This window comes from Streptomyces sp. NPDC005374 (assembly GCF_042872225.1).
Classification (GTDB): domain Bacteria; phylum Actinomycetota; class Actinomycetes; order Streptomycetales; family Streptomycetaceae; genus Streptomyces.
This window is the reverse complement of record NZ_JBIAKA010000039.1, coordinates 1-24,811: the sequence shown is the minus strand read 5'-3', so window position 1 is coordinate 24,811 and position 24,811 is coordinate 1. Positions and strand designations below refer to the sequence as shown.

The following is a 24,811-nucleotide window of genomic DNA, read 5'->3' as shown; positions in this document are numbered from 1 at the left end:
CCCTATCCATTTACGGGTGCCGCCCACGGTCCCGCCGAACCGGCACGGGAAGTCGTGGAAGGGGTGGCCCCACCCTGGCGATCGGAACGGCCTATCCACTTTCAGTGCTACGCTGGCTGCGGCGAATCGGATCGCCCTATCCGGATCGTGAATCGGATAACCCTATCCGGCTCCTGATCGAACAGGAGCCGGATTCGATGCTGAACCCACCCCGAGGGGTGGTCCGATCCACCGTGGCCCCCATACGTCTCTGCGAAAGGACCCGCTGTGACCAGCGTGTCGTTCACCGACGCGGTACGGATTTGTCTCACTGCCAAGTACGCCACCTTCTCCGGTCGCGCCCGGCGCGCGGAGTACTGGTGGTACTCGGTGCTGTATATGGGCGCGACCGTTGTGATCGTCGGAGCCGGCCTCGCGATCGAGGCCCCGCTGCTGAGCATCCTTCTGCTCCCGTTCATCGTGCCCATGCTGGCCGTGTCGGTCCGCCGACTCCACGACACGGGCAAGTCCGGCCGGCGGATGCTCATCGCCCTGATCCCGGTCGTCGGCCCGATCATCTACCTCGTGGGCATGACGGTGGACAGCACCCCGAGCGCCAACCAGTACGGACCCTCTCCCAAAGCCGTCGCGCACCCCGTCGGCTGAGCTGGTCGGGCACGCGACGGGGTGGGCCGGAACCCCGGCGGATCGGCCGCGACAGCGAGCCCTGGTGGCGTTCGGCTCCGGTGGCGGCCGATCGGACATCGGCGCACCCGGCCCGCGCCAACGAGCGGCCGCACCAGCGCTCGGCCACCGACGTTTTCTTGGAAGAACGTGTCACGACCGGCACCGCCGTCGTCGGCGCCCAGCTGGGCCTGGCTATCGCCCCACCACGGCCCCGTCCGCGTCCAGCAGCACGTACGGCCGCCCCGGATCCGCGGTCTCCACCAACCCGCCTGATTCCGGCAGCTCGGGTGAACCACCCATCTCAAGCATGGGTGGGAAGCCAGCGGAATTGGCCTCTGACCTGGGAATACGTGGCCCTTGGTTCGATCGACGGGACTGGGCGAACCTATGCTGGTCCGCATGAGGCGGACATCCTTTGCGCAGTGGCCCTGCTCGATCGCGCGGACCATGGACCTGCTCGGCGACTGGTGGACGCCGTTGGTGCTGCGTGAGGCGTTCTACGGCATCCGGCGCTTCGACGCGTTCCAGGAGTCGCTCGGGATCGCCCGCAACACGCTGGCGGACCGGCTGCGCCGACTGGTGGAGGAGGGGTTGCTGGAGAAGCAGCCGTACCAGACGGAGCCGGTGCGCCACGACTACGTGCTCACCGAGAAGGGGCGCGACTTCTTCGGCGTACTGCTGGTGATGAACCGGTGGGGGGACCGCTGGCTGTCTGGCGAAGCGGGTGCGCCGGTGACGATGCGTCACGAGACCTGTGGTCAGGAGGCCCATGCCGAGGTGGTGTGCGCGGCCTGCGGTGAGCCCATGACCGCGGACAACACCCATCCCAGGATGGGACCCGGCTATCCACCGCATCTGGCCGAACGGCCGGACGTGCGGGAGCGGTTCGCGGGTTGATTCGGCAGTGCCGTGGTTGTCAGGTGACCCTTGACAAGCAGGTCTATCTACGCAACTTTACTGGCCAGGCGCTTATGCGGGCGTTCTTGGCGGCAGGGAGGCTGCGGGATCATGGAGTGGACGGGCGCGTGCTACGCGGACAAGCCGACGGCAGAGGTCCAGACCTGGATCGCCGCCGCTCCGGCTCAGGTGTGGACGCTGGTGTCCGACATCGAGCTGATGCCGCGCATGAGTTCCGAACTGCAGTCGGTGGAATGGCTGGACGGCGGGAGCGGCCCCGCTCTGGGAGCCCGGTTCGTCGGCCGGAGCAAGCATGACGCCTTGGGGGAGTGGGCCACTACGTCCCACATCGTCGAGTACGAGCCGCCGAGGAGGCTCGCCTGGGCGGTCGAGGATCCGCAGCACCCGACGGCGATCTGGCGGTTCACGTTGGAGCCGCAGGGCGGAGGCACGCTGCTGCGCGAGTGGATGCAGATGGGTCCTGCCCGCTCGGGTCTCTCCTTCGCCATCGACCGCATGCCGGAGAAGGAACAGAAGATCGTCTTCGTGCGCATGCGGGAGTTCGAGGCCAACATGGCCGCCACCGTCGAAGGGGTCAAGAAGCTGGCCGAGAGTGCCCGGACCCCGGGCGAGGTGGGTCTGTGATGCGTACCTCGACCACGATCGAGGCCTCCGGTGGCGACTGGGGGGAGATCGTCGACTACGTCACCGAGGCGGAGCGACTCGGTCTGGACATCTGCTGGGTGGCGGAGGCGTGGGGCTCCGAGGCGCCCTCGCCGTTGGGCTACCTCGCCGCGAAGACGGAGCGCATGCTTCTCGGATCGGGAATCATCCAGCTCGGCACCCGCACTCCGATGGCCATCGTCCGCGCCGCGATCACGCTGTCGCAGATCTCCCAGGGGCGCTTCCTCCTGGGGCTGGGCCCCTCCGGACCACAGGTGATCGAAGGCCTGCACGGCGTGCCGTTCGACCGGCCGCTGTCCCGGATGCGCGAGACCGTCGAGATCGTTCGACAGGCCGCCTCGGGGCAGAAGGTGTCCCACTCCGGCCGTGAGTTCCAGATCCCGCTGCCGGGCGGGGAGGGCAAGCCCATGCGCCTGTCCATGCGCGCCGAGCACGACATCCCCGTATACCTGGCGACCCTCTCGCCGAAGATGCTGCACCTGACCGGTGAGATCGCCGACGGCTGGCTGGGCACCAGTTTCGTACCCGAGGGCGCCAAGGAGGCGTACTTCGACCACTTGGACCGGGGTCTGGCCGACGCCGGTCGTACGCGCGCCGACCTCGACATCTGCCAGGGCGCCGAGGTCGCCTTCGCGGACGACGAGGACGCGCTGCGCGTGATGGTGGCGGGACGAAAGAAGGAGCTGGCCTTCAGCCTCGGCGGTATGGGCTCCGCCACCACGAACTACTACAACAACGCCTACAGCCGCCAGGGTTGGGCCGAGGTGGCGGCCGAGGTGCGGGCCCGTTGGCAGGCCGGGGACCGGGACGGGGCCGCCGGCCTGGTCACCGACGAGATGGTGCTGGCGACCACGCTGATCGGCACCGAGGACATGGTGCGCGAGCGGCTGCGCGTGTGGCGCGACGCCGGTGTCGACACCGTTCGCTTCTATCCCGCCGGCGAGAGCCTCGACGCCCGCCTCGCCACCCTGGGCCGGGCCATCGAGCTGGTCCGCGGCATCGAGGACGAGGCGGCGCGGTAGCGGCAGGCTGTGGCGGCCGACGACGCCTTGAGTCGTCGGTCAGGCCCCGGTTCGGATCAACCGCGGGCGCTGATGCCGTCGGCCGCCAGGCCCGACATCAGCAGGGTGATCGCGTGGAACGTCCTGGTCAGGGCCTCCTCCCGGTCCACCGAGGCGGCGATGATCTGGTTGCCCTCGCACAGGCCGGCCAGCAGCAGTCGGGCGACAGTGCCGACGGGAACGTCCGGTTGCAGTTCGCCGCGTTCGGCCAGAACGGTCAGCAGCCGCTCGATCGGCGGCTGGGCGACGCCGTCGTTGAGCTGCCGGTACTGCCCTCCCAGGACCGAGGGCGCCTGGACCATCAGCTCCCGGTGCAGGGGGTCGTCGATGGTCCGCCGCAGGAAGGCGTGCGTGAGGTCGGCGACCGCGGTCATGGCGGGCTGGTCCGGCCCTGTCGCACGAAGCGCCTCGCACGTCGCGTCGCCGAGGGCACCGACCTGCTGGAGCAGTTCGGTGTAGAGCTCGGCGAACATCGCCTTCTTGTCCGGGAAGTGGCTGTAGAAGGTGCCCTTGCTCACCTGTGCCGCCCCGGTGATCGCCTCGACCGACGTGCTGGCGAACCCGCTCTCCACAAACAGCTTCCGGGCGGCCGTCACCAGGTCCGCACGGGTCTGTTCCGCATACATCTGTCGTCGGTTTGGCCCTCGCATGCGCACCATCGTATATTCGATGACCTGAAGTCAGTGAATGACCAAGGGTCAGTCGAATGGTGACAGTGCCCTCCGGAAGGCAGGCGGAGCCGTGGAAAAGCGCAGGATCGTGTTGCTGGGTGCGACGGGGTACACCGGGCAGCGGGTGCTCCGGGAACTGCTCGCACGCGGGGAGAAGCCGACCCTGGCCGGGCGGAGCCGAACCAGGATGCTGACCCTGGCCGACCGCTTCGAGGCGGACCTGCCGGTGGCCGAGGTCGACGTCACCTCGACGGCGGACCTCACGCGCCTCGTGGAACCCGGCGATGTCGTCGTCTCCACCATCGGGCCGTTCATGCGGCTCGGTACGGCCGCGGTCACGGCTGCCGCGCGGGCGGGGGCCCACTACTTCGACTCGACGGGGGAGGGGACCTTCGCCCGCCGCGTCCTCCTTGAACTGGACGCCGTCGCGGCCGTCCGAGGAGCGACCCTCGTGCCCGCGTTCGGGTACGACTACGTGCCGGGCAACCTCGCCGGCGCGCTCGCCCTGACGCGGGCGGGCGAGCGGGCACGCCATGTGGAGACCGGCTACTTCATCACCCGAGCCGGACACGGGGACGAACTGCGCTACCGCAGCACCATGCGGGACGCCTACGCCCTGACCACGGGAGGTACACGTCAGACGCTGGTCGCTTCGGCGGCCGAAGCCGGGTTCGCCTACCGCAGCCCGCGTCCCTGGGCGGCCGCCCGTGTGGTCGACGAGCGCGTGGGCAAGCGGGTGCGCACCTTCCACTACGGCGGTGTGAAGCGAACGGCCATGACCGTCCCCGGCACGGAGCATCTCGGACTGCCGGAGGTCTTCCCCCAGTTGGAGAGCGTCGAGGTGGGCCTCGGGTGGTTCGGACGGTGGACGCGCCCGGTGCAGATCGCCGCCACGATCCAGGCACCGCTGTTGCGCTCGTCGAAGGTGCGGGCTGCGCTGGAGCGGTGGTCCGGGCGGCTCCCGGGAGCACTGCGCGAACCGGATTCGGACGGGCGTTCCCTGGTGATCGCGGTCGCCCGCGACGGCCAGGGCCGGCCTCTGGCCACGACGGCCCTCACCGGACCTGATCCGTACGAGATGACGGGCTCCCTCCTGGCATGGGGCGCCGCCACGCCGCGCATCCGGATGCCGTCCTCAAGCCCGGTGCACACGGCCCGGTCGCCGCCTTCGGTCTCGACACGCTCAGGTTCGGTGCCGCCGAGGCCGGAGTGCACGAAGTCGACGGCGCGTCGGCGCGCCGTCGATGATGGGTGAGCGGGCATAGATCACGGTGCCGGGACGCTGAAGCGGAAGCCCAAGAAGTAATCGTCGAGTTGTTGAACAGGTTGTTCGATCGGGGTGAGCCGGGCCCTCAGGGTGCCGGCCGCCCCAGTGGAAAGGAAGCCGTCCATGGACGAGCAGGATGAGCGCTTCGACGTCGTCGTACTCGGCGCGGGCCCCGGCGGGTATGTTGCCGCAATCCGGGCCGCCCAACTGGGCAAGCGCGTCGCGGTCGTCGAGGAGAAGTACTGGGGCGGCGTCTGTCTGAACGTGGGCTGTATCCCCACCAAGGCCCTGCTGCGCAACGCGGAGCTCGCGCACATCTTCACGCGCGAGGCGAAGACCTTCGGCATCAAGGTCGAGGGCGAGGTCTCGTTCGATTATGGCGAGGCCTTCCGCCGTAGCCGGAAGGTCGCGGACGGCCGGGTCAAGGGCGTCCACTTCCTGATGAAGAAGAACAAGATCACGGAGATCAGCGGTCGCGGCACATTCGTCGACCCGCACACGCTCCAGGTGGCCGACTACGACGGCAACACCCGCACCATCGGCTTCGACCACTGCATCATCGCCGCCGGTGCGAGCCCCAAGCTGCTGCCCGGCACCCGCCGTACGTCACGGGTGGTGACGTTCGAGGAGCAGATCCTCGCCGAGGACCTGCCGCAGTCGATCGTGATCGCGGGCGCCGGGGCCATCGGCGTCGAGTTCGCCTACGTACTGCACAACTACGGCGTCAAGGTCACCATCGTCGAGTTCCTGGACCGGATCGCCCCACTGGAGGACGCCGAGGTCTCCGCCGAACTGGCCAAGCAGTACCGGAAGTTGGGCATCGACGTCCTCACCTCGACCCGCGTCGAGTCGATCGACGAGTCCGGCCCGCAGGTCCGCGTCACCGTCACCGGCAAGGACGGCGTCCAGCAGGTCCTGGAGGCCGACAAGGTCATGCAGGCGATCGGCTTCGCGCCGAACGTCACCGGCTACGGCCTGGAGAACACCGGCGTACGTGTCACCGAGCGCGGCGCGATCGACGTCGACGGCCGGTGCCGCACCTCGGTCCCGCACATCTACGCCATCGGGGACGTCACCGCGAAGTTGATGCTCGCGCACGCCGCCGAGGCCATGGGCGTGGTCGCCGCCGAGACGATCGCGGACGCGGAGACCATGGAGCTGGATTACGTGATGATCCCGCGGTCCACCTTCTGCCAGCCGCAGATCGCCAGCTTCGGCTACACCGAGGCACAGGCGAGGGAGAAGGGGTACGACGTCCAGGTCGCCAAGTTCCCGTTCACCGCGAACGCCAAGGCCCACGGCCTGGGCGACGCGACCGGGTTCGTCAAGCTGATCAGCGACGCGAAGTACGGCGAGCTCCTCGGCGGCCACCTCATCGGCCCCGACGTCACCGAGCTCCTCCCCGAGCTGACCCTGGCCCAGCAGTGGGACCTCACGGTCCACGAACTCGCCCGCAACGTCCATGCCCACCCCACCCTCGGCGAAGCGGTCAAGGAAGCGCTTCATGGCCTCGCCGGCCACATGATCAACATGTAGCGGTATGTGATGCGGTCGTCGCCTACGAGTTCGCGGTGTGCTCTGGGGAAGGGACAGGAGGACTGGTTCCCTCAGCTGGGCGGTCAGGTCTGGACGAGGGCCGGGGGCGGCACGAAGCCGTCGACTTCCCGGCCGAGCAGTGCGGCGAATTCGATGGTGGTGAGATCGCCTCCGCTCGGGCCCATGGCCTGCAGACCGATGGGCAGTCCGGTCCTGCCCTTGCGCACGGGGATGGTCGTTGCCGGCCCTCCGGAGACGTTGGCGACGGCGCTCCACTTGACCTGGTCCCAGTAAGGGCGTCGTACACCGTCGACCTCGAAGGGCCGCCCGAACCAGTCGATCAGTTTGTCGTGATGAGCGGGGGCGGCCGTCGGGGTGACCGGCATGAGCACGATGTCGAAGTCCTGGAAGAACTCGAACCATCGCTGCCGGAGCTCGTTGCGCACCATATTGGCCTGCAACCAGTGGAAGTGGGACTGGAAGGTTCCGCGCAGGGCGGGTCCGGCGTCGCCCCGTGGGTGCTGGACGAACCGGGCCAGGGTCGCGGCGCTTGGGGCAGGGGCGAGGCCGGTGCGGTCGCCCGCGCCGAAGAGCAGGGGCGAGAAGGCCTTGCTGTGATTCGTCCCGATGTCGACGGGGAGGTTCGCGGGCTGGACGGTGATCTTCGCGCCGGCCCTGCGTAGCACGCTGACCGCATCGTCGACGGCTTCCGTGATGTCGCCGTCGACCGGACACGAGGGATCCTCACTCCAGACGGCGACCCGGAAGTCGCCGAGCCTGGTCGCGCGCGGCGGTGCGAGCGTGTAGCTGAAACCACCGTCGTAGTCGGCCGGCCCGACAGTCGCCCGCAGGATCGGGACGAGATCACGGGCGTCCCGGACCTGTGCGCCGCCGCAGGCCATGTCGGCTTCCGTCCATCGTCCTGCGCCCGGCCCGTAGGGGACATGTCCGATGAGCGGGATCGACCGCCAGGTCGACTTGTGGCCGTACAGGCCGTTGAAGTGGGACGGGATCCTGGTTGATCCGCCGATTTCCGAGCCGAAGTCGAACGTGGTGAGGCCCGCGGCGGTGGCGACGGCGCCGCCTCCGGCGGATCCGCCCGAGGTGCGGGTGGTGTCCCACGGGTTTGACGAGGGGCCGAACACCGGGTTGTCGGCCTGGACGTCCTGGTTGCCCGGAGGCATGTTGCTCTTGCCCATGATCACCGCACCGGCCGCGCGCAGCCGCTTGACCGCTTCGGCGTCCTGGTCGGGCACGTAGTCCTTCAGATCCATGCGCCCGCAGACGGTGCGCATACCTGCGGTCTCGTAGCTGTCCTTGACCGTGATCGGCATGCCGTGCAGCGGACCGAGGTCCTGGCCCGCCGCCCGAGCGGCGTCGGCCTTCCCCGCCTCGCGGCGGGCCCGCTCGGGGTCCAGGGTCACCACCGCGTTCAGTGCGGTGTTGTGAACGGCGATGCGCTCGAGATAGATCTCGACGAGTTCCCGGCTTGAGATCTCACCCGCGGCCAGCGCGCGTGACTGCTGCACGGCGGACTGGAAGGGGACGTCACTCACGGCATGCCTCATCTCTGATTCCGACGGCGCCGAGCGGAATGGCGGTCGTAATATTACATTCGGCAGACCATAGGCTGAGGGCGAGTGGAAGGCAATGCCTTGCGGAGGGGCCTCACGGGTACGGGACCGTGGACCGGAATGAACAGCGACCTGCCTGAGCTCGCTTCTCAGCCGCCCGGTTCGGGCTCCTCCCGGCAGTGAGTTCGTCGTGAAAGGACGGACGAGTGTGACGACTGTGCCCTCGGCGTGGACATCGTTTCGCAGTGTCTCGGCGGCTGTTCCGGCATCAAGGATGGCTTGCACTGCGGCGCGGAGTTGCGAGGGTGGGGCACGTCTGAAACCTGCAAGCCGACTTCTCGGTGGTGCCGGGCAGCGGAACTGGTTGCCCAAGGGTCGGATGGGCGTGCACGCCTTGTCCAAGGAAGGCTGCACCAACCTGCCGGTCCGACTGTGCGTGGGCGCCCTCGATGTGGACGCCGCGAGCCGTGCGGTCCTGTCGGCAGTCGACCACGGTGACCGGGTACGTCTGCTGCTGCCCGTTCACTCCGAGCCGGCGGCGCTTGTGGCCCCGCACCTGCTCAACCCGGCGAAGTATGCGGTCAGCGGGCTGTGCGGGTGGGTCCACGACTGGGATGTCGGTGAAGTCGTCCTGGGGTGATGCCAGTGCGGGGTCGCTTACTGATCTCGTCGGTTTGTCGGCGGGGCTGATCCTGCAGTAGGCCGGTTGAATGCGGCATGGGCAGGGGCCTCTCAGCGGGAGTTGCGCTCCGCCACTGCCCTGGCTGTGTCGCTGAGTACTTGCGGCAGGTCGTGCTTGCCAACGATCACTTCGAGGAATCGGATTCGATCGGTATGCGCCGAGAATCGGGTGAGTGCGTCGTGGAGCTCTCCGAGGGTGCGGGCCTGCGCGGTGACGGCGTCGGCGCCGAGAGCGCCGGGGGCGGCCTGCCAGTCCCAACGGGTGATGTCGTTGTAGGCCGCGTTCCATCCGTTGATCGCTCGTTCGACGGTGTAGCCGTCGTTGTTGACGAGAACGATGATCGGGGCGAGGCCCTCGCGGGCGATGGTGCCGATCTCCTGCACCGTCAGTTGGGCCGCGCCGTCCCCGATGACCAGGACGGCGCGCCGGTTCGGCGATGCCGCGAGTTGAGCGCCCGCGACGGCGGGCAGGCCGTAGCCGATGGAGGACCAGCCGGGTTGCGCGATGACCTCGACGTCGGCCGGCAGGCGCTGGCCGATGAGGCCGTAGAACGCCGTTCCCTGGTCGGCGGCGATGATGTCGCCGGGTTGGAAGAAGCGGCCGAGCCGGTCCCACAGCAGATCCTGGTCGAGCGGAGTGGAGGGATCGGCGGTGGCGGGGCCGGTGGGCAGCGGGGTGGCGTCGGCCGCGGGTGCGACTGTGTCGAAGGTGTCGAGCGCGGCCGGGACCAGGCGGGCGAGCTCGTCGAGTGCCTGGCGGATGGTGACGCCCTCGAACCGCTGCGCACCGACGGTGGCGTACGAGGGCTGGAGGCCGATCAGGCGGGACGTTTCGATGCCGGTGGTGAATCCGCCCGTGTTGAGGTCGTGTTCGACCAGGCCGACACCGATGGTCACGTCCACCTGTTCGACCTTGCGCCGGACCTCCGGCGCGGATATCGCCCCGTTGTAGACGCCGATGAACGCAGCGAGGGATTCGTCGATGACACCCTTGCCGCCGGGAGTGACGGCCACCGCCGACCGCCCTTTGCGCAGAAGGGTGTCGAGCTCAGGTCGGACCCCGTGGCGCGCGGCGAGGGAGTCCACGAGCACGGTGACCTCGGCATCGTCGTCCAGGAGCCGGGCCGCGGCTTCGGAGAAGTCACGCACCCTGTCTCCCGCGTCTCCGCGCACCGAACCGGTAGCGGGCGCAGGGGCGACGGCACCCTGGCACGGCAGGCCGACCAGGTCCGACGGTATGGCCAGGTACCCCGGCTTCTTCTCCCGCAGGACGGTGGCGACAACGCGGTCGATCTCCTGGACCGCCGTCTCCTCGGTCAGAGTCGCCGCGGCGCAGGTGACCTCCTTTGCCGCGCGCAGGAAATGGCCGTGGTCGCCGTCGAGCAGGCTGTGATGGACGGGCAGGCCCCGGCGCTGGATCTCCCGGGTGGGGGCGCCGACGACATGGAGGACAGGCACGCTCTCGGCGTAGGACCCGGCAATGCCGTTGATCGCGGACAGTTCGCCGACACCGTAGGTGGTGACTAGGGCGGCGAAACCGCCCAGCCGGGCGTAACCGTCGGCCATGTAGGCGGCGTTGAGCTCGTTCGCGTTGCCGATCCAGCGCAGGAGGGGGTGGTCGTCGATCTCGTCGAGGAGCGCGAGGTTGTAGTCGCCGGGGACGCCGAAGACATGGCGCACGCCTGCCGCGGCGATACGGTCCAGCAGATGTCCGCTGATGGTGGACGGTGATTCCTGGTTCATGAGGTCCTTGCCTTCTGGAAGCGTTCAGCCCAGCAGGGGCAGTTTTCCGACGATCTTGGAAACGCGGTTGCGGGGGCCGACGATGCTGACCGCGCAGTAGTCCAGCTCCGCGCCGTCGGTGTTCTCCACGGATGCCGCGTAGTCGGTGTAGACGAGGGTGTGCTGGGCGACGGCAGGCATGTCGGCGACGAAGGTGTCGGCGTAGGAGGCCGCTTTCGCGCGAATGGCGCGCAGCGCAGCCGGATCGGCGACGAGCACCGAGCAGCCCACCCAGGGCAGCGCTGGGTGGACGGACCCCGTGGCGTCGGAGACGTCCGCCCCGAGCAGGCCCGGAACTCGAGCCACGGTGGGAGCCGCAGCGCAGACCGCGGCGTTCGCGGCACGGCCCGGAGGCAGCTCGCTGTTGACGACGATCACCCATTTCAGGCGAGCCGAGCGGGTCGACAGGCTGAGGTCGACCTCGCTCGGGGCGAAGCCGACCATGGCGCCGTCGGACTGGTTGACCGTAACCACGCTCATGGCCCGTTTCCTCATCTCGTACGGAAGATGCGCGAGATGCTAGACATGACTGCGGAAATAATTCAACGAGCCCGTACTTATGACGGAAGGATGGTTCCTGCCATGGCCATGGACGAACTTGATACGGCGATTCTGCGGGAATTGCAGTCGGATGCACGGAAGACCAACCGGGAGGTGGCCGCAGCAGTCGGCGTGTCCCCGACGACGGCGCTCGACCGTACCCGGGCCCTGCGCCGACGGGGGATCATCCGTGGCGCGATCCTCGACGTGGACCTCCCCGCGATCGGGCGTCCCGTGCAGGCACTCATCGCCGTGCGCGTCCGGCCACCGTCCCGCCCGGTGATCGAGAGCTTCCGCAACTGGGCCATGGGCCTGCCGGACATTCTCGGCGTCTTCGTCACCACGGGCACCGAGGACTTCATCCTTCACGTCGCCGTACCCGACAACGCCAGTCTCTACGCCTTCGTCATCGACCGTCTCACCGAACGCCCGGAGGTCGCCGATGTGCGCACCTCGATCGTCTACGAGCACCTCACCAACAACCACATCAGGCCTGCGCCCGGCATCGGCTAGTGCTCCGGCCGGGAAGGTACGCCGGGGTGGTGGCTTCGCGTCGACAGTCTGCACGGCATGATCGAGCGTGGTGGTGTCAGACCTGTGACCCGTAATGGGCTCAGTGTTCCGGAGTGTGCTCACTGCGTTTGGTCCGCGCCTGGTGGAGGCGGACCTTTGTGCGGTTGCCGCAGCGGGACATGGAGCACCAGCGGCGGTTGTGAGCGGGGGAGCGGTCCAGGAAGCGCAGGGCACAGTGGTCCGCGCCGCAGACGCGCACGCGCCGGATCTCGGCGGACAGGAGCAGGTCGACGGTGTCCTGGGCGATCAGCGCCAGCGCGGCCGAGGCATCGACGGCGGTACTCGTGCCCCCGATGGGTTCCAGGCGCCCGTCCGCGATGGCGATCTGCAGGGCGGGTCGGGGAACTTCCGCTGCCGCTCGGTTGAGCAGGGTGATGTCACCGGACGCCGGCAGTCGGCCGTCGGCGGCCGCGAGTACGGCCCGGTCGACCACCTCGCGCAGCCGCCGGCCCGACGCGAGCACGGCGGCAGCGACGGAGTTCGGGGGGCCCGGTGTGAGCAGGCCGGCCTGCTGAAGCCAGAGGGCCAGGTCGTCCGTGTTCCGGAGCGTCTCCTCCGGAGCGGTCCGCCACCGGTGGCGGAGGGTGTTGGTGAAGTCCAGGCAGGCCCGCCCGCCGTCCCAGATCCACATCTCGTCGCTTGCCACGCCTCCATTGTGCCCGTTAGCTTAACCGTCTAAGACGGTTAGTCATGCAGAGGAGGCGCGCTCATGGGACAGCCGACAGCGACAACCGGAGTGGCGCAGGTCGACGGGGTCCGCCTGCACTACACCCGGGCGGGATCCGGCCCCTTGCTCGTGCTGCTCCACGGCTGGCCGCAGACCTCCGACTGCTGGCGGCCGGTGCTCGCGGATCTCGCCGCCCACCACACCGTCGTAGCCCCCGACCTGCGCGGCTACGGCCTGAGCGACAAGCCCACGACCGGTTACGACAAGCGGCGGATGGCTGCCGACATCGCCGGCCTCGTTGAAGTGCTCGGCTTCGAGACGGCCGCGGTGGTGGGGCATGATCGCGGTGCCCGTGTGGCGCACAGGTGGGCGCTGGACCGCCCGGAGCAGGTGCAGCGGCTGGCCGTACTCGACATCGTGCCCACCCGGGAGATGTTCCGTCGCTTGGATGCCTCCCTCGCCTCCGGATACTGGCACTGGCTGTTCCATGCGCAGCCCGACCTGCCGGAGCGCCTCGTGGGACCCGACATCCGCGGATATCTCGAGTACTTCTTCGAGCGGTGGACCTACAACCGCCACGGCCTGACGTCCGAAGCGGTCGACGGCTACGTCCGCGCGTTCTCCCGGCCGGGCGCTCTGCGGGCGAGTCTCGACGACTACCGCGCCATCGAGGAGGACATCGCCCTCGACGACATCGACGCCGCCGAGGGCCGCCGCCTCACCATGCCGGTACTGGCGCTGTGGGGTTCCGTGGGGCTGCCCTCCCGGCTGCCCACGCTGGAGATCTGGCGCGATTACGCGGACGACGTCACCGGTACCGAGATCCCGGAGTGCGGTCACTTCATCACGGAGGAGCAGCCGGAGGCGATGCTCGCGCATCTGCGGCCTTTCCTGGCCGGTGGGACGAGCCGGTGAGAGCCCCTGTCACGGGGGCGGGTGCGCCTCAGGGGAGCTGCGGGTAGATCGCGGAGACGCCGCCGGACAGTGCCGCCTGGGCCTGGCGGGCGGCGTTGTCGGCGAGGATCTCGTAGGCGCCGGCGGCGATGCCGTCCACGGCGATGCGCGCGATGTCGGCGGGGTCGGACTTGTTCGCGTCGACGGTTCGGACCATGTCGGTGTCCATGTAGCCGACGTGCAGACCGGCCACTCGGATGCCCTGGTCGGCGAGTTGCAGGCGCAGGGCGTTGGTGAGTGACCACTCCGCGGACTTGGCGGCGCAGTAGGCGCCGAGTTCCGGGAAGCTGACCCAGGACAGGCCGGACAGGACGTTCAGCATGGCACCGCCGCCGTTGGTCGCGATCTGGGGTGCGAAGGCGCGGGCCACCGTCAGGGTGCCGAGGTAGTGGGTGTTCATCTCCAGGCGGATGTCGTCGAGGTCGGCGGTGAGCAGGTCGGCGCCGGTGGAGGAGCCCGCGTTGTTGACCAGGACGGTCACGTCGCCGGTGGCCTTGGCGGCCGCCGCTACGGAGGCGGGGTCGGTGATGTCGATGGCGATCGGCTTGGCGCCGGGCAGGTCGATCTGGTCGGGGTTGCGGGCGCCGGCGTAGACGGTGGCGCCGCGGCTGAGCAGTTCGGCGGCGAGGGCCCGGCCGAAGCCGCGGTTGGCTCCGGTGACAAGGGCGGTGCTGGTGGAGAGGTCCATGGAGGTTCCCGGTGAGGTGAGGTGATGACCAGAGCGCTGATGGCGTGGTCCGAGTGCGGCCAAGGTCTATTAAAATACGAGCGTAATATTAAGCGGGACGGGGCTGTGACCGCAAACCGGTGCGCGACGCCGACCATGAGCGACAGGACGATCCGCGCAGGCAACCTGAGCGCGCCGACCGCCGCCTCCGGATGCTCGCCGCCGAGGGCTCTCGACAACCTGGACGGCGTGTTTGTCGCCGTCGGTCCGACCGGTGGCCGAGTCGCCGAGCCGGCCCGGCCGCACGCGGCCATCGAGGGCGTCCGGTCCGGCCCGGGCGCTTCGTGATCTGAACCGGAACGCTCGGATGCTCGTCCAAGAGGCATGCTGGTGTCGGTGTGTGGGCCAGGAGGTGCCGGAATGCGGTGGTGGGCTGGAATGTGGGCGGTCGCCGGAGTGGCCGTCCTGGTGGCGTGCGGAACGTCCACGCAAGGACCTTCGGACAGGAGCGGCGGTACGGCAGGGTCGTCGGGCGGTTCGCCGACTCAGGCGTCCGTGGTTCCGACCTCGATCCCGTCCGCGAGCCCGACCGGTGGAAGGCCGTCCGGATCGGCCGGCGCGCCGCGCCCTTCGGAGGCCAGCTGTGTTTCCGGGAACGCGGAAGTCACCGTCGGACCTGGGGACGCGGTCGTGCAGCCGCTGTGCGTGCGGCCGGGGGCCGTGGTGTCCCTCGTCCTGAAGCCCCGGGCGGACGACAGGCGCTGGACGGCGGTGCGGAGTTCCGCGCCGGTCTTCGTCGTGGTGTCCGGCTGGCAGGTGGACGCGGACGGCACGGCCCGCGCCGCGCTGCGGTGTGCGGGCACCCGGGGCGGCACGGCCGACGTCACCGTGCGGGCGAAGGCGCCGGATGTCGCGGGTGCGGCGCGGGTCGCCTTGACGCTGCGCGTGGACGTGGTGCCGTATCCGACGCAGGGATGACCCCGGAGGCCGGGGCCATCCCTGTCACGCTGTTGTCAGCCGCAGTCACGCACCCTGATCGTGTAGATGCCGCGGCCATGGGTGGCCGCGTAGAGCGTGCTGCCGTCGGGGCTCAGCTTCAGCTGGAGCACGGCGACCGCCGGGAGGTTGCCGACGCGCTGCCAGGTCGTACGGCCCGGTGCCCGGTAGACGACACCGAGATCGGTGCCCACGGCGAGGCCTCCGTTCGGCGTGACGACAGCGGAGTCGGTCGGCACGTCGGGGAAGTTCTTCGAGATGTCCTTCCAGGTGGTACCGCCGTCCTTGGACTCGAAGACGTGACCCACACCCGCACCCGGCCCCTCGGTCCACTGCCGGGAGAAGCCGTTGACCGTGAGGTAGACGTGGTCGGCGTTCTTCGGGTCGATGGCGAAGCCGCTGAGGTAGCGGTTGGGTACGGTGCCGTCCGTGCCGGTGGCCGGCAGGGTGATGTCGTGCCAGCCGGTGCCGTCCGCGTTGCCGACGGAGATGCCGCGGGCGAAGCCCTGGTTGTTGCAGGGGCCGCACCAGGCTGCGTACACCTTGCCGCCCGAGGCCGCGACGGCGGTCGCGGTGCGGCCCTCGCCGAGGTCGTACACGCTCTTCCACTCCGAACCGCTGCGGATGGCGTAACCGTGGGTCTGCACCCAGATGTGCCGGCCGCCCGCGATCCACGTCGAGGAGTTCTTCGCGTCGGCCGCGAGCGGGGCGATGAAGCGCGCCTCGCCGGTCGCGTTGTCGGCCGGGGCGACACTGTACGACGTGGCCTTGCTGACGTCGTCGATCCAACTACCGTCATTCACCGCACAGTTCTGCGTCACCTGGATGGAGAGGTAGACGTACTCCTCGGCGATGTTGCACCCGTTGGCCGGGTCGGTGAGCGTGTCGCCGCCGTCGCCGCCGAAGTTGGAGCCCATCACCTTGTCGTTGCTGCGCAGGACGGACTGGCCGTTGTCCTGGAGGCCACCGGTGACCGAGACGCCGCCGTGGTCGAGGTCCTTGCCGATGCCCACCGAGTAGTACTGCAGGGTGTCGATGGTGCCGTCGTTCAGCGAGGTCCAGTCGGTGGCATGCCCGGAGGCGTCCTGGGAGCCGTTGACAGGACGCTTGTAGACACCGCCGTCGTTGCCGACGTACACGAAGCTCTTGCCGTGGTAGCGGCCGATCGCGACGCCGTGCTGGTCGGAGTGGGTGGTCGGGCTGCAGTCACCGGTCTGCTTGGCCGGGTCGATGCTCCAGCAGGGGAAGGAGAAGTTCCAGTACGGGCCCACGGTCGACCAGGTGCTGCCGCCGTCCTTGGTCTCGTAGACCTCCTCCAGACCCGCGTACACGTGCTCCGCGTTCGCCGGGTCGACGGTCAGGAACTGGTTGTACCAGGCTTGCACGCCCGGCATGTACCCGCTGGTGGTCAGCGCGGAGCCGTCGGCTGCCAGGCCCTGGTAGTCGGCGATCTTCGTCCAAGGGCCGGTGGGGGAGCCGGACTTGGAGACGTAGATACCCTCCAGGCCGCTGTCCGGGTTGGTGTTCAGCTGCTCCGGTGACTGGTCGATGGCGTAGTACCGGGAGCCGTCGGCGGAGCGGGCGAAGGTGACGTTACCGACGTTGTCCGCGTCGGCGGGCAGGTCGCCCAGGCCGCTGGTGATACGGGTCCAGGTGCCGCCCGCGCCCTTGGTGTAGAAGCCGTTGTAGTCGTCGCCGCTGCGCCAGCCCACCGCGAGAACGACCTTGCTCGGGTCCTTCGGGTCGATCGCGATGTCGTTGGCGATGTTCTTGTACGGGGCGTCGGGGTCGTCGGCGTCCGAACGGCCCGGCAGATAAGAGGGGTTGGGCGCGAACTCCAGCTTCCAGGCGCCCTTCAACGTCTTCGTGGAGTGGCTCCACACGCCCTCAGTGGTCGCCGCCCACACCTTGCTGCCACCGAAGCGCAGTTCGTGGATGCTGGTGGACTCCAGTTCGTCGCCGCCGACCCGGCTACGGGTGGAGAACGTGCCGTTGTGCGGGTGGGACAGGACGTAGACGCCGCTGCCGAGGTAGGCGTCCGCGTTGGTCGTCGCCTCACCGGTGCCCAGCCACAGCCGACCGGTCCCGTCCAGCGCGAGCGCGCCGGTGGACTGTGCGGGCAGGCTGTCGCTGATGGGCTGCCAGTGCCCGCCGCCGGACCTGGAACGCCACACACCGCCGCCCGCGCTGCCCGCGTACACGTACCCGTCGTCATCGGCGGCGATCGCCGCCATCCGGCCGGTGACGTTGCCGGAGCCGCCGCTGGAGTTGGAGTCGATGTCGCGGTAGCGCGGGTCGTCGGAGTTGTACGGCAGGTCGGTGACGTTGCGCCAAGTCCCGCCGGTGCTAGGGAGGTTGGCGAGGTCGTTCCACGCCGCGCCGTAGGCACCCGGCGCGACGACACCGGGCGAGGTGCGCGCTTCGGCGTACTGGTCCGCGCCCTCCGCTATCTCGTCGGCCTCGTTGCCATCGTCGTCGTCGCCGTCGTCCTTCAGCTTGGGGGTCAAGGCCCCCACCGAGTGCACGCGTTCGGCGGCGACTCGGTCGAGTGCGCGGGTCCCGAAGGGGCTGGTGTTCTGGCCGGACGCGGCGCTTGCGGGTATCGCGACGAGTGCGGCGGATGCGGTGATGGCCCAGGTCGTGAGCCATCGTCTCTTGCGAGTTGTTGCTGACACGAAGTCCTCCCAAACAGGCATACGTACGGCCGTCGTTGGGACCTGACCACGGGCGGGAGGGAGTGTCCGGCACTTGGAAAGTCTTTGACCAGAGCCTGTCGCTTCGTGTAAAGAACGTCGACCGGGCGAAAGGTTGGCTTGCTCGCGGGTCGGGCGTCGGAGCTCGAAACGTCCACGTCGGCTCTCTGCTGGTCCGATTTCGATCGCGTGTGTGTCCGAGTCGCGGCGACACGGGACCGGCGCTCCAGCAGGGGGGCCGTCGGCGAGCGCCCGATTCGGGGGCACCTCCGGACCTTGTCGGTGTCCTGGCAGGCGTGCGCAGTTGCCGCGTTCGGCCCGTGCCATGTGCCCGGGCCCGGTCCTCAACACCGCACCCGTATAAAGGAGATGCCCGCGAGGGCGCCGCACTGATCGACCACGACCGCTGTTCCTGCTCTGGTCCGCCTCCGCGGACAGCTGGGCCGGATGGGATCCTCGTCAGGATGCTGGAAGACCGGCGGCCGAGCCGACCACCACGGACGGCTCGCCGGCCCATGTCATGCGTCGGTCGCGTCGGCCTTCTCCTCGGCCTGCGGTGCTGCCGACTGCTGTGGTGAGTCGGGCGAGGTGTAGTAGACGGAGGAGCCCTGCTTGGTGCGCTGTGCCTTGGTGCGGGCGACCAGTCCTTCGAGGGTGGTGCGCACTACGGTCGTCTTGATGCCGCGGTCGGGGTGGGCCTGGCCAAGAGCTGTGGAGATCTCGGCCGCCGACCGCGGCTCGCGCTGCTCGGTGAGGTGGCGGCGGACCAGCTCGACCAGCGTCGGCCGGGCCGAGGCGGTGTCCTCGGACTTCTCCTTGGGCTCCTGCGCAGCCTTCTTGTCGGACGCTGCGAGGTCGGGCTCGGGTGCGGTCTTCTTCGTCCGCGACTGCTTGCCCGCGCCGGACTTGGCGGCTGTCTTCTTGCGGGGAGTGCGGGAGGGGCGACGGGCGGGAGCCGTGTTACTTCCCGACGGGGTTCCGGACTCGGCGGGGACCGGCGCCGATTCGATCGCTCGCTGAATGCTGACCAGCACCTGGTGGTCACGTTGGAGGGCCGCCAACTGCTCCTGCAGCAGGGCGATTTCCTCGCCCACTCGATCCTGCTCCTTGGCGTTGCTCGCGAGGTCGGCACTGACTTGGGTGCTGTACTGCGAGGTGAGTTCGGTCGTGGAGGTGTTCTCGGACATGGGACAACCTTTCCTCGGTCTGAGGCCGAAGTCGACAGCTTGCAAGAGTAGGTGCCGCCCCGGACCGGTGCCTGTGACGGCAGCCGTACGCCTGCGCATCGCTCTGTCGTAGCGATAGTACGGACAACCGGAAACGGGGTGTCCTCCTTGCGCACAGTGGGCTGAGCAGCGGATCGGAGGTGAGGCGTCGAGGGGAGGCGACGATCGGATCGGGCTGCAGGAACGTTCACTGCGCGGAACCAGGCTTCCTCTAATCTCGTTCATGAGATGTCGGATGCCCGGTGTGTCCGCACGAAGGAGGCGTTGGTGTTCGGTAGGGGCGCGAAATTGCTCGCGGGCGCCGTCGTCATGATCTGCATAGTGCTCGTCGGCCCGAGCGCCCCGGGCAGTGCCCTCTTCGGCAGCTCACCGACGGGCGAAGCGGCCAGGGATGTGGTGCCGAACCGGGTGATGACGTGGAACCTGTGCAACCCCTGCGGGAAGAGCAACGCCGACCGGGCAGCCGAGATCGCCGCGCACGCGCCCCAGGTGATCGGCCTGCAAGAGGCATGCGTACGCGACGTCGAGAGGATCCGAGGCTATCTGGAAGGCGTGTACGGGCTGGTCTACCACGTCGAGTACGGGACGGTTCTGCAGAATTGGGGCCGCTGCGGGGGAGTGCCGTGGAATCCGGGAGGCTTCGGTCAGGCGATCCTGGCGGCAGCACCGATGACGGACCACGTCAATGTGGAATACCCCGACGGGGGATCCGAAGACCGCGGGTACATGGCCGTCACCACCACAGTGGGCGACCAGCGCGTCCGGGTCTTCAACACACACCTGGCAGAACGACGTCAGGAAGCCGTCCGCGCAGACCAGGTCCGTGTCCTGGCCGCGGAGGTCGCCCGGCACGAGCGCGCCGTCGTTCTCGGTGATTTCAACGCGGTACCGGACGCTCCCGAACTGACCCGGATGTGGGCCCTGGCCCTCGACGCGGACCCCCGGTGCGAGCCCTCGTCCGCCGGCATGTGCGAGCCGACCACCGACTGGCACAGCAGGTTCGACTACGTTTTCCTGCGGGGCATCACTTCACTCGGGCACCGTGTGCAGCCCACCTCGTACTCGGACCACCATCTGCTGTACGCCGACCTGGACCTCACATAACGCCATGTGCCACGGAAACCCTCGCCGCTGGTTGGGCGCTCTGGGAAGCCGGCAAGAGAGTGGGAGCAAGGACAGGTCCCGTTTGCCCTGCTCGATGCGGTGATCGCCACCCGGGCGGTCGCGTCAGGATCCGGTCGGGCCCAGGGACTGCATGGCGCTGTCGATCTCCAGGTCGATCAGCCGCTGCGCCTCGATCGTCTGGTCGTCGAACACCCCGGTGAGTTCGAGGCTCACGATTCCGTGGATCCGCGTCCAGATCAGGATGGCGGCACGGGCCACGTCCGGTGCGATGTCGGGCCGTTCCTGCGTGCGAGCCCACAGTCGCAGTTGCCCGTCCAGTGTGCGGTCGCCGCTGGTGCTGCGGGCCGGGGCGGTGCCCTTGACGGCCGCCAGAATGTCGATGAGCAGCGCCATCGCCTGATCCAGCGGAGTCCGCGTGGTGACCTCACTGGGCAGGTCGTCGGCCCGCTCGCCGAACAGCATCCCGTAACGCCGCCGGTGGTGCAGCGCCCAGTCGCGGTAGGCGGTGACCACGAGACGCACTCGCGTGCGCGGCGCCTTCCTGCTGCCCTCCACGGCCTGGCCCATCGCCGCCGCGAGCTGTTGGTAGGACAGGGTCACCAGGTGGGCCACCAAGGCGTCCCGTGACGGGAAGTAGCGATAGACCGCCGGCGCGGACATCGCCATGCTCCGGGCGAGTGCCGCGATCGACAACGCCTGTACGCCCTCAGCGTCGATGATCGCGAACGACTCGTCCTCGATCTCCTGCAGCGTCTGGGCCCGTAGCCGTTCACGCCTGCTCACCGGCCGCGTTTCGTTTGTCATCGTCACACTGTAATGGATGGCAAACATAATGACGGACCCTGCAGAGTGCTACGAACAGTAACGCGATGCATGGGCGGCATGGGGCTGCAGTGTTGTGGCGCTGTACCGGCAGGAGGTTGCTCGGGCGCCCGGTTGCGGTAGGCGCCCGAGACCGGTCGTGCGCCGTGGATGACGCGTCCCGCAGCGCGGTGGCTTCGAGTGTCCGGACTGGCGTGTGGTGCGCGTCGACGGCCCGTTCGGCGGGTGATTCGTCCCGGCTGCCGAAGCAGCCCCTGGATGCCGCTCGCGGCGGCACGTCTCCTGCTCGTGCAGTGTGGGCCGCCTCCCTTCCCGTTACTGGTTGACGCGGCATGACTGGCAGGCGCATAGTTACGACCATTAACAAAGCGAAGAGTAGTCGCACATTGACGAGGGGATCCGATCATGACCGAGACGAGTGCCGCCCGCGAGGCGTCCGTGACCGCCACCGAGTTGCTGCTGCCGGGCAAGGTGGCGCCGTCCGGTCTGCGACCGGTTCGCCGCACCCTGCCGGGGCCCGACGCCGGCCAGGCCCTGGTACGCGTCGAGTCGACCGCCGTGTCCTTCGCGGAGAGCGCGATGCGCCGCGGCCGCTACTACGGCCAGCCCCAGTTCCCGTTCGTGCCCGGCTACGACCTTGTCGGCGTCGTCGACGCCGTCGGCACCGGCGTCGACCCGGCACTGCTCGGCCGACGGGTTGCCGCGCTGACCAAGACCGGCGGCTGGGCCACCGCCGTCCTGCTGAGCGCCGCCGACCTGGTGGAGGTGCCCGATGGGATCGACCCCCACGAGGCGGAGACACTGATCGTCAACGGGCTGACCGCCTACCAGATGCTGCACCGCAGCGCGAAGGTGCGGGCGGGGCAGACCGTGCTCGTGACGGGCGCAGCCGGCGGTGTGGGCTCGGTTCTGGTGCAACTCGCCCGCCACGCAGGCGCCCGCGTGATCGGTACGGCCGGCCCCCGCCACCACGAGGCGTTGCGCGCCCTGGGTGTGGAGCCGATCGACTACCGGGACCCCGGCCTGGCCGCCCGCGTCCGGGAACTGGCCCCCGACGGTGTGGACGCCGTGTTCGACCACCTCGGCGGCGCAAGCGTCTCCCTCTCGTACCGACTGCTGAACCGCACCGGCACGCTGATCTCCTACAGCATCGCGGCCGCGCTCGACGACACCAGGCCCGTGCTGCTCGACTTCCTGCCGCTGCTGGCCAAACTGGCGCTCTGGAACTACCTGCCCACACACAGGCATGCGAGTTTCTACGACGTCTGGGCGGGCGCCGGCAAGCCGGACTCGGCCAAGCGTGAGGTGTTCCGGGCCCGGCTGCGCACCGATCTCACCCACGTCTTCGGCCTGCTGCGTGACGGCGTACTCACCGCGAAGATCGCCGCCCGCTTCCCTCTCACCGAGGCCGCCGCGGCCATGGAGTTGGCGGAGTCCTCCGGCCGCACCGCCGTCGGCAAGATCATCCTCGTTCCCTGAGCGGCCGACGCGTTCGCTACCACCAATGCGCATGGCGGGACGGAGTGTTGAGGCCGACAGGGCAGGTCGACGGGCGTGCGCGGTAGGTCTTCGGCAGGCTCGGGAGCTGCGGCCAACGTGGGGCAGCAACCCGATGGAACGGGCTGGTGCGTGTCCCGTGCGGGGCCCTGTGTGACAGGGGTGTGGCGATTGTCGCAGGACGGGAACAGCGGTCGAAGCAAGCACAACTACCTCCCGGTGCCGCCGGTCTCCCTTTGCGACCGGCCCGGTGAGCGTGGCTCGCGGGCCAGGGCGGCACGGACCGTCCGACTCATCGACAGCGAACGAAAACGGGGTTCCCACATGTTCCGCACCAGCACCCGCCCGACCGCACGCATCGCCCTCTCTGCCGCCGGCTGCGCGGCCGTCCTCGGTCTGGCGCTCACCGCCACCGCACCGGCGTCGGCGGCCCCCGCCGCGAAGACGGCCGCCGTGTCGGCGCCCGTAGCGAAGCCGACCGACGCGAACGGCCGCTACACGGCCCAGGAGATCCACACCTTCCTGGAGACCTTCTACGGCGAGCACGGCCCCGGCGACTTCGCCCGCGCCTACGGCATCTCCGAGCAGCTGAAGGAGAAGGTGGCCGCGAGCGACGGCTTCGACGTGCTGCTCTGTGCGCAGAACGAGCCGCAGTCGATCGACATCGGCCCGGTCACCACGGCCCAGTCGGCCCGCGTCGGCTACGCCACCGTCACCACACACTGGGGCGAGAACGGTCAGAGCACTGCCGCCTTCGAGGCGTACGTCGACCTGGACGCCACCCGGCCGATCCAGCTGCTCGACACCGACTGCGAGGCGACCGGCTGAGCGACGCGATCGGCTGACACTGGGCAGTCGCCACGCTGACCGCCTCACCAGGCGCGCTCGGCCACTGCCACCGCCGACCGGACGCCGGCGACCACTACCACGCAGCTCTCCGAAAGCAGTTCATCCGCGTGCCCGGCCGTCGAGGCGACGATGTGATCCGCCACGGCGTGCCGGGCCGGTCGACGGCGCGGCTTCCTCGCAGCGTTCCCGCAGGGAGGCGTACACCAGACGCAACGGCAGGTGGTGGCGGGCCGCCTGGTCCGTTGCCCAGTCGACCGTCAGCAGGTTCGCGTCCGATCCCGTCCACGCCCACGACCAGGGGGGAGTGGCATCGACAGCACTGCCTCGGGCGGGTCCTGGTAGTCCGACGCGGCTCGCTACTCGGCCGGCAACGGCACCCACCACACCAACGCCGTGCCGCCCTCGGAGAGTACGGCCACCACGTGGTCGGCGATCTCGCTCGGTACGACGGTGTCGACCAACCCCTCCATCCGCACGCTCGGCGCCAAGCCCAGCACAGGTGCCGCCTCGCCCACGACGCGCACCGCACGCGCCCGCAGTCCGGCCGCGCCCGCGCTCTCACGGGAGCGCAGACCGAAGATCGTGGACCTGATGAACTTGATGGTCTCGTCCAGTCGTCCACCGCGCGCACCACACGCTCGGAGGCCTCGGGGTGATCGATGAAGCGGCCCGCGCTCTGGAGGGTCATGCCCGTGGCGAACAACCGTTGGATCGCCAGATCGTGCAGATCACGGGCGATGCGGTCACGGTTCTCAAGCACCGCGATCTGCTCGGCGTCCTGGCGTCCTGGCGTCGTTCCGCGAGTTCCATCGCGACGGCGGCCTGTGCGGCAAAGGCCTGAAGGGTCTCCGTCTCGGTCGCTGAGAACGACGGGCGCCCGGCTTCCCGCGCCAACAGGAGCACGCCTCGGACACCGCCCTCGCCCGTGCCGAAGGGTACCGCCACGGCGGGGCCGAGGCCCTGGAAGCGCGGTGCGCCTCGGCGTCCAACCCCACGGCGATCTCCACGGTGAGCGAACCGGGGTCCGCCATGGGCAGCGCGACCGCCGCGAGCGCCGTTCCATCTCTCGCCGCTCCGGACCGGCCGCGTGCTGCACCTCGCCAGGGAGGCGGAGCACAGCAACATCACCGGCTCGGACAGTGCGGAGGAAAGCCGCCGCTGGGTACGGGAAGCGGACGGCTTCGGCCTCGGCATGTCACCCGAGGCGCTCGGCCCGCGGGACTTCCTGGAACGCATCCCGATACGCGACTTCGGTGCCAGTGCCATGCGGGAGGCCCACGACCGCCGTACCGACTGGCTTCGGGCCCCCTCGAAGGGAAGAACAATTCCAGCTCGCAGGGCGACCGCCCTGTGCGACGTCACGCGGCATTAAAATGGATAGGT

The 24,811-nt window shown here is 69.2% G+C and carries 24 protein-coding genes and 1 pseudogene; 15 read left to right on the top strand and 10 right to left on the bottom strand.

Annotation, left to right across the window (positions count from 1 at the left end):
* The first annotated feature begins 267 nt into the window (after positions 1–267).
* From ACFYRX_RS46585 to ACFYRX_RS46570, 4 genes are all read left to right on the top strand, one after another.
* Positions 268–645 (top strand): DUF805 domain-containing protein, encoded by a 378-nt coding sequence (locus tag ACFYRX_RS46585; RefSeq protein ID WP_389113509.1) that lies wholly within the window; start codon positions 268–270, stop codon positions 643–645.
* 420 nt (positions 646–1,065) lie between these two features.
* Positions 1,066–1,563 (top strand): winged helix-turn-helix transcriptional regulator, encoded by a 498-nt coding sequence (locus ACFYRX_RS46580; protein ID WP_389113507.1) that lies wholly within the window; start codon positions 1,066–1,068, stop codon positions 1,561–1,563.
* Between the two features lie 111 nt (positions 1,564–1,674).
* Positions 1,675–2,208: an SRPBCC family protein gene (locus tag ACFYRX_RS46575; RefSeq protein ID WP_389113505.1), complete on the top strand. Its 534-nt coding sequence runs from the start codon at positions 1,675–1,677 to the stop codon at positions 2,206–2,208.
* Entirely contained in the window at positions 2,208–3,269 is a 1,062-nt protein-coding gene (locus ACFYRX_RS46570) for an LLM class flavin-dependent oxidoreductase (RefSeq protein ID WP_389113503.1), read from the top strand. The genes ACFYRX_RS46575 and ACFYRX_RS46570 overlap by 1 nt, the downstream gene beginning before the upstream one ends.
* Positions 3,270–3,325: 56 nt before the next feature.
* On the opposite strand, the gene ACFYRX_RS46565 is transcribed toward ACFYRX_RS46570, so the two are convergent.
* Positions 3,326–3,934, bottom strand: coding sequence for a TetR/AcrR family transcriptional regulator (locus tag ACFYRX_RS46565; RefSeq protein WP_389113501.1), 609 nt, complete (start codon positions 3,932–3,934; stop codon positions 3,326–3,328).
* A 115-nt stretch (positions 3,935–4,049) separates the two neighbouring features.
* Between ACFYRX_RS46565 and ACFYRX_RS46560 the strand changes: the two genes are divergently transcribed.
* Both ACFYRX_RS46560 and lpdA read left to right on the top strand, forming a co-directional pair.
* Positions 4,050–5,234, top strand: coding sequence for a saccharopine dehydrogenase NADP-binding domain-containing protein (locus tag ACFYRX_RS46560; protein ID WP_389113499.1), 1,185 nt, complete (start codon positions 4,050–4,052; stop codon positions 5,232–5,234).
* A 135-nt stretch (positions 5,235–5,369) separates the two neighbouring features.
* Entirely contained in the window at positions 5,370–6,782 is a 1,413-nt protein-coding gene (gene lpdA / locus ACFYRX_RS46555; RefSeq protein ID WP_389113497.1) for a dihydrolipoyl dehydrogenase, read from the top strand.
* Between the two features lie 83 nt (positions 6,783–6,865).
* Here the strand turns inward: lpdA and ACFYRX_RS46550 are convergent, their stop codons facing one another.
* Entirely contained in the window at positions 6,866–8,338 is a 1,473-nt protein-coding gene (locus ACFYRX_RS46550; RefSeq protein WP_389113495.1) for an amidase, read from the bottom strand.
* Positions 8,339–8,741: 403 nt separating this feature from the next.
* On the opposite strand from ACFYRX_RS46550, the gene ACFYRX_RS46545 reads away from it, so the two are divergent.
* The gene (locus ACFYRX_RS46545) at positions 8,742–8,996 is read left to right on the top strand and encodes a hypothetical protein (RefSeq protein ID WP_389113493.1); all 255 of its coding nucleotides are present in this window, start codon (positions 8,742–8,744) and stop codon (positions 8,994–8,996) included.
* Positions 8,997–9,088: 92 nt separating this feature from the next.
* Here ACFYRX_RS46545 and ACFYRX_RS46540 read toward each other — a convergent pair whose 3' ends face one another.
* Positions 9,089–10,780 (bottom strand): alpha-keto acid decarboxylase family protein, encoded by a 1,692-nt coding sequence (locus ACFYRX_RS46540; RefSeq protein ID WP_389113491.1) that lies wholly within the window; start codon positions 10,778–10,780, stop codon positions 9,089–9,091.
* A gap of 24 nt (positions 10,781–10,804) precedes the next feature.
* Complete coding sequence (locus ACFYRX_RS46535) at positions 10,805–11,299, bottom strand: DUF2000 domain-containing protein (RefSeq protein ID WP_389113489.1); 495 nt, start codon at positions 11,297–11,299, stop codon at positions 10,805–10,807.
* Positions 11,300–11,401: 102 nt separating this feature from the next.
* Here ACFYRX_RS46535 and ACFYRX_RS46530 point away from each other — a divergent pair, with 102 nt between their 5' ends.
* The gene (locus tag ACFYRX_RS46530) at positions 11,402–11,872 is read left to right on the top strand and encodes an Lrp/AsnC family transcriptional regulator (protein ID WP_389113487.1); all 471 of its coding nucleotides are present in this window, start codon (positions 11,402–11,404) and stop codon (positions 11,870–11,872) included.
* Positions 11,873–11,972: 100 nt separating this feature from the next.
* On the opposite strand, the gene ACFYRX_RS46525 is transcribed toward ACFYRX_RS46530, so the two are convergent.
* On the bottom strand, positions 11,973–12,578 hold the full coding sequence (locus ACFYRX_RS46525; protein WP_389113485.1) for a CGNR zinc finger domain-containing protein: 606 nt from the start codon (positions 12,576–12,578) through the stop codon (positions 11,973–11,975).
* Between the two features lie 63 nt (positions 12,579–12,641).
* Between ACFYRX_RS46525 and ACFYRX_RS46520 the strand changes: the two genes are divergently transcribed.
* On the top strand, positions 12,642–13,514 hold the full coding sequence (locus ACFYRX_RS46520; RefSeq protein ID WP_389113483.1) for an alpha/beta fold hydrolase: 873 nt from the start codon (positions 12,642–12,644) through the stop codon (positions 13,512–13,514).
* A 28-nt stretch (positions 13,515–13,542) separates the two neighbouring features.
* On the opposite strand, the gene ACFYRX_RS46515 is transcribed toward ACFYRX_RS46520, so the two are convergent.
* Complete coding sequence (locus tag ACFYRX_RS46515) at positions 13,543–14,241, bottom strand: SDR family oxidoreductase (RefSeq protein ID WP_389113481.1); 699 nt, start codon at positions 14,239–14,241, stop codon at positions 13,543–13,545.
* A 135-nt stretch (positions 14,242–14,376) separates the two neighbouring features.
* Here ACFYRX_RS46515 and ACFYRX_RS46510 point away from each other — a divergent pair, with 135 nt between their 5' ends.
* Positions 14,377–14,568 (top strand): hypothetical protein, encoded by a 192-nt coding sequence (locus ACFYRX_RS46510; RefSeq protein ID WP_389113479.1) that lies wholly within the window; start codon positions 14,377–14,379, stop codon positions 14,566–14,568.
* A gap of 342 nt (positions 14,569–14,910) precedes the next feature.
* Complete coding sequence (locus tag ACFYRX_RS46505) at positions 14,911–15,198, top strand: acetyl-CoA synthetase (protein ID WP_389113477.1); 288 nt, start codon at positions 14,911–14,913, stop codon at positions 15,196–15,198.
* 35 nt (positions 15,199–15,233) lie between these two features.
* On the opposite strand, the gene ACFYRX_RS46500 is transcribed toward ACFYRX_RS46505, so the two are convergent.
* A complete protein-coding gene (locus ACFYRX_RS46500) occupies positions 15,234–17,891 on the bottom strand; it encodes a glycosyl hydrolase (RefSeq protein ID WP_389113475.1) in 2,658 nt (885 codons plus the stop codon).
* Positions 17,892–18,427: 536 nt separating this feature from the next.
* A complete protein-coding gene (locus ACFYRX_RS46495; protein ID WP_389113473.1) occupies positions 18,428–19,096 on the bottom strand; it encodes a hypothetical protein in 669 nt (222 codons plus the stop codon).
* A gap of 267 nt (positions 19,097–19,363) precedes the next feature.
* On the opposite strand from ACFYRX_RS46495, the gene ACFYRX_RS46490 reads away from it, so the two are divergent.
* Complete coding sequence (locus ACFYRX_RS46490) at positions 19,364–20,239, top strand: endonuclease/exonuclease/phosphatase family protein (RefSeq protein ID WP_389113471.1); 876 nt, start codon at positions 19,364–19,366, stop codon at positions 20,237–20,239.
* Positions 20,240–20,362: 123 nt separating this feature from the next.
* Here ACFYRX_RS46490 and ACFYRX_RS46485 read toward each other — a convergent pair whose 3' ends face one another.
* Complete coding sequence (locus ACFYRX_RS46485) at positions 20,363–21,064, bottom strand: TetR/AcrR family transcriptional regulator (RefSeq protein WP_389113469.1); 702 nt, start codon at positions 21,062–21,064, stop codon at positions 20,363–20,365.
* Positions 21,065–21,487: 423 nt separating this feature from the next.
* Between ACFYRX_RS46485 and ACFYRX_RS46480 the strand changes: the two genes are divergently transcribed.
* Both ACFYRX_RS46480 and ACFYRX_RS46475 read left to right on the top strand, forming a co-directional pair.
* Complete coding sequence (locus ACFYRX_RS46480) at positions 21,488–22,561, top strand: medium chain dehydrogenase/reductase family protein (protein ID WP_389113467.1); 1,074 nt, start codon at positions 21,488–21,490, stop codon at positions 22,559–22,561.
* 342 nt (positions 22,562–22,903) lie between these two features.
* A complete protein-coding gene (locus ACFYRX_RS46475; RefSeq protein WP_389113465.1) occupies positions 22,904–23,407 on the top strand; it encodes a hypothetical protein in 504 nt (167 codons plus the stop codon).
* A gap of 413 nt (positions 23,408–23,820) precedes the next feature.
* On the opposite strand, the pseudogene ACFYRX_RS46470 reads toward ACFYRX_RS46475, so the two are convergent.
* Positions 23,821–24,487, bottom strand: a pseudogene (locus ACFYRX_RS46470) (histidine kinase); the annotation flags it as partial.
* Positions 24,488–24,515: 28 nt separating this feature from the next.
* Between ACFYRX_RS46470 and ACFYRX_RS46465 the strand changes: the two are divergent.
* The gene (locus ACFYRX_RS46465; RefSeq protein ID WP_389113511.1) at positions 24,516–24,800 is read left to right on the top strand and encodes a hypothetical protein; all 285 of its coding nucleotides are present in this window, start codon (positions 24,516–24,518) and stop codon (positions 24,798–24,800) included.
* The last annotated feature ends 11 nt before the right edge of the window (positions 24,801–24,811 follow it).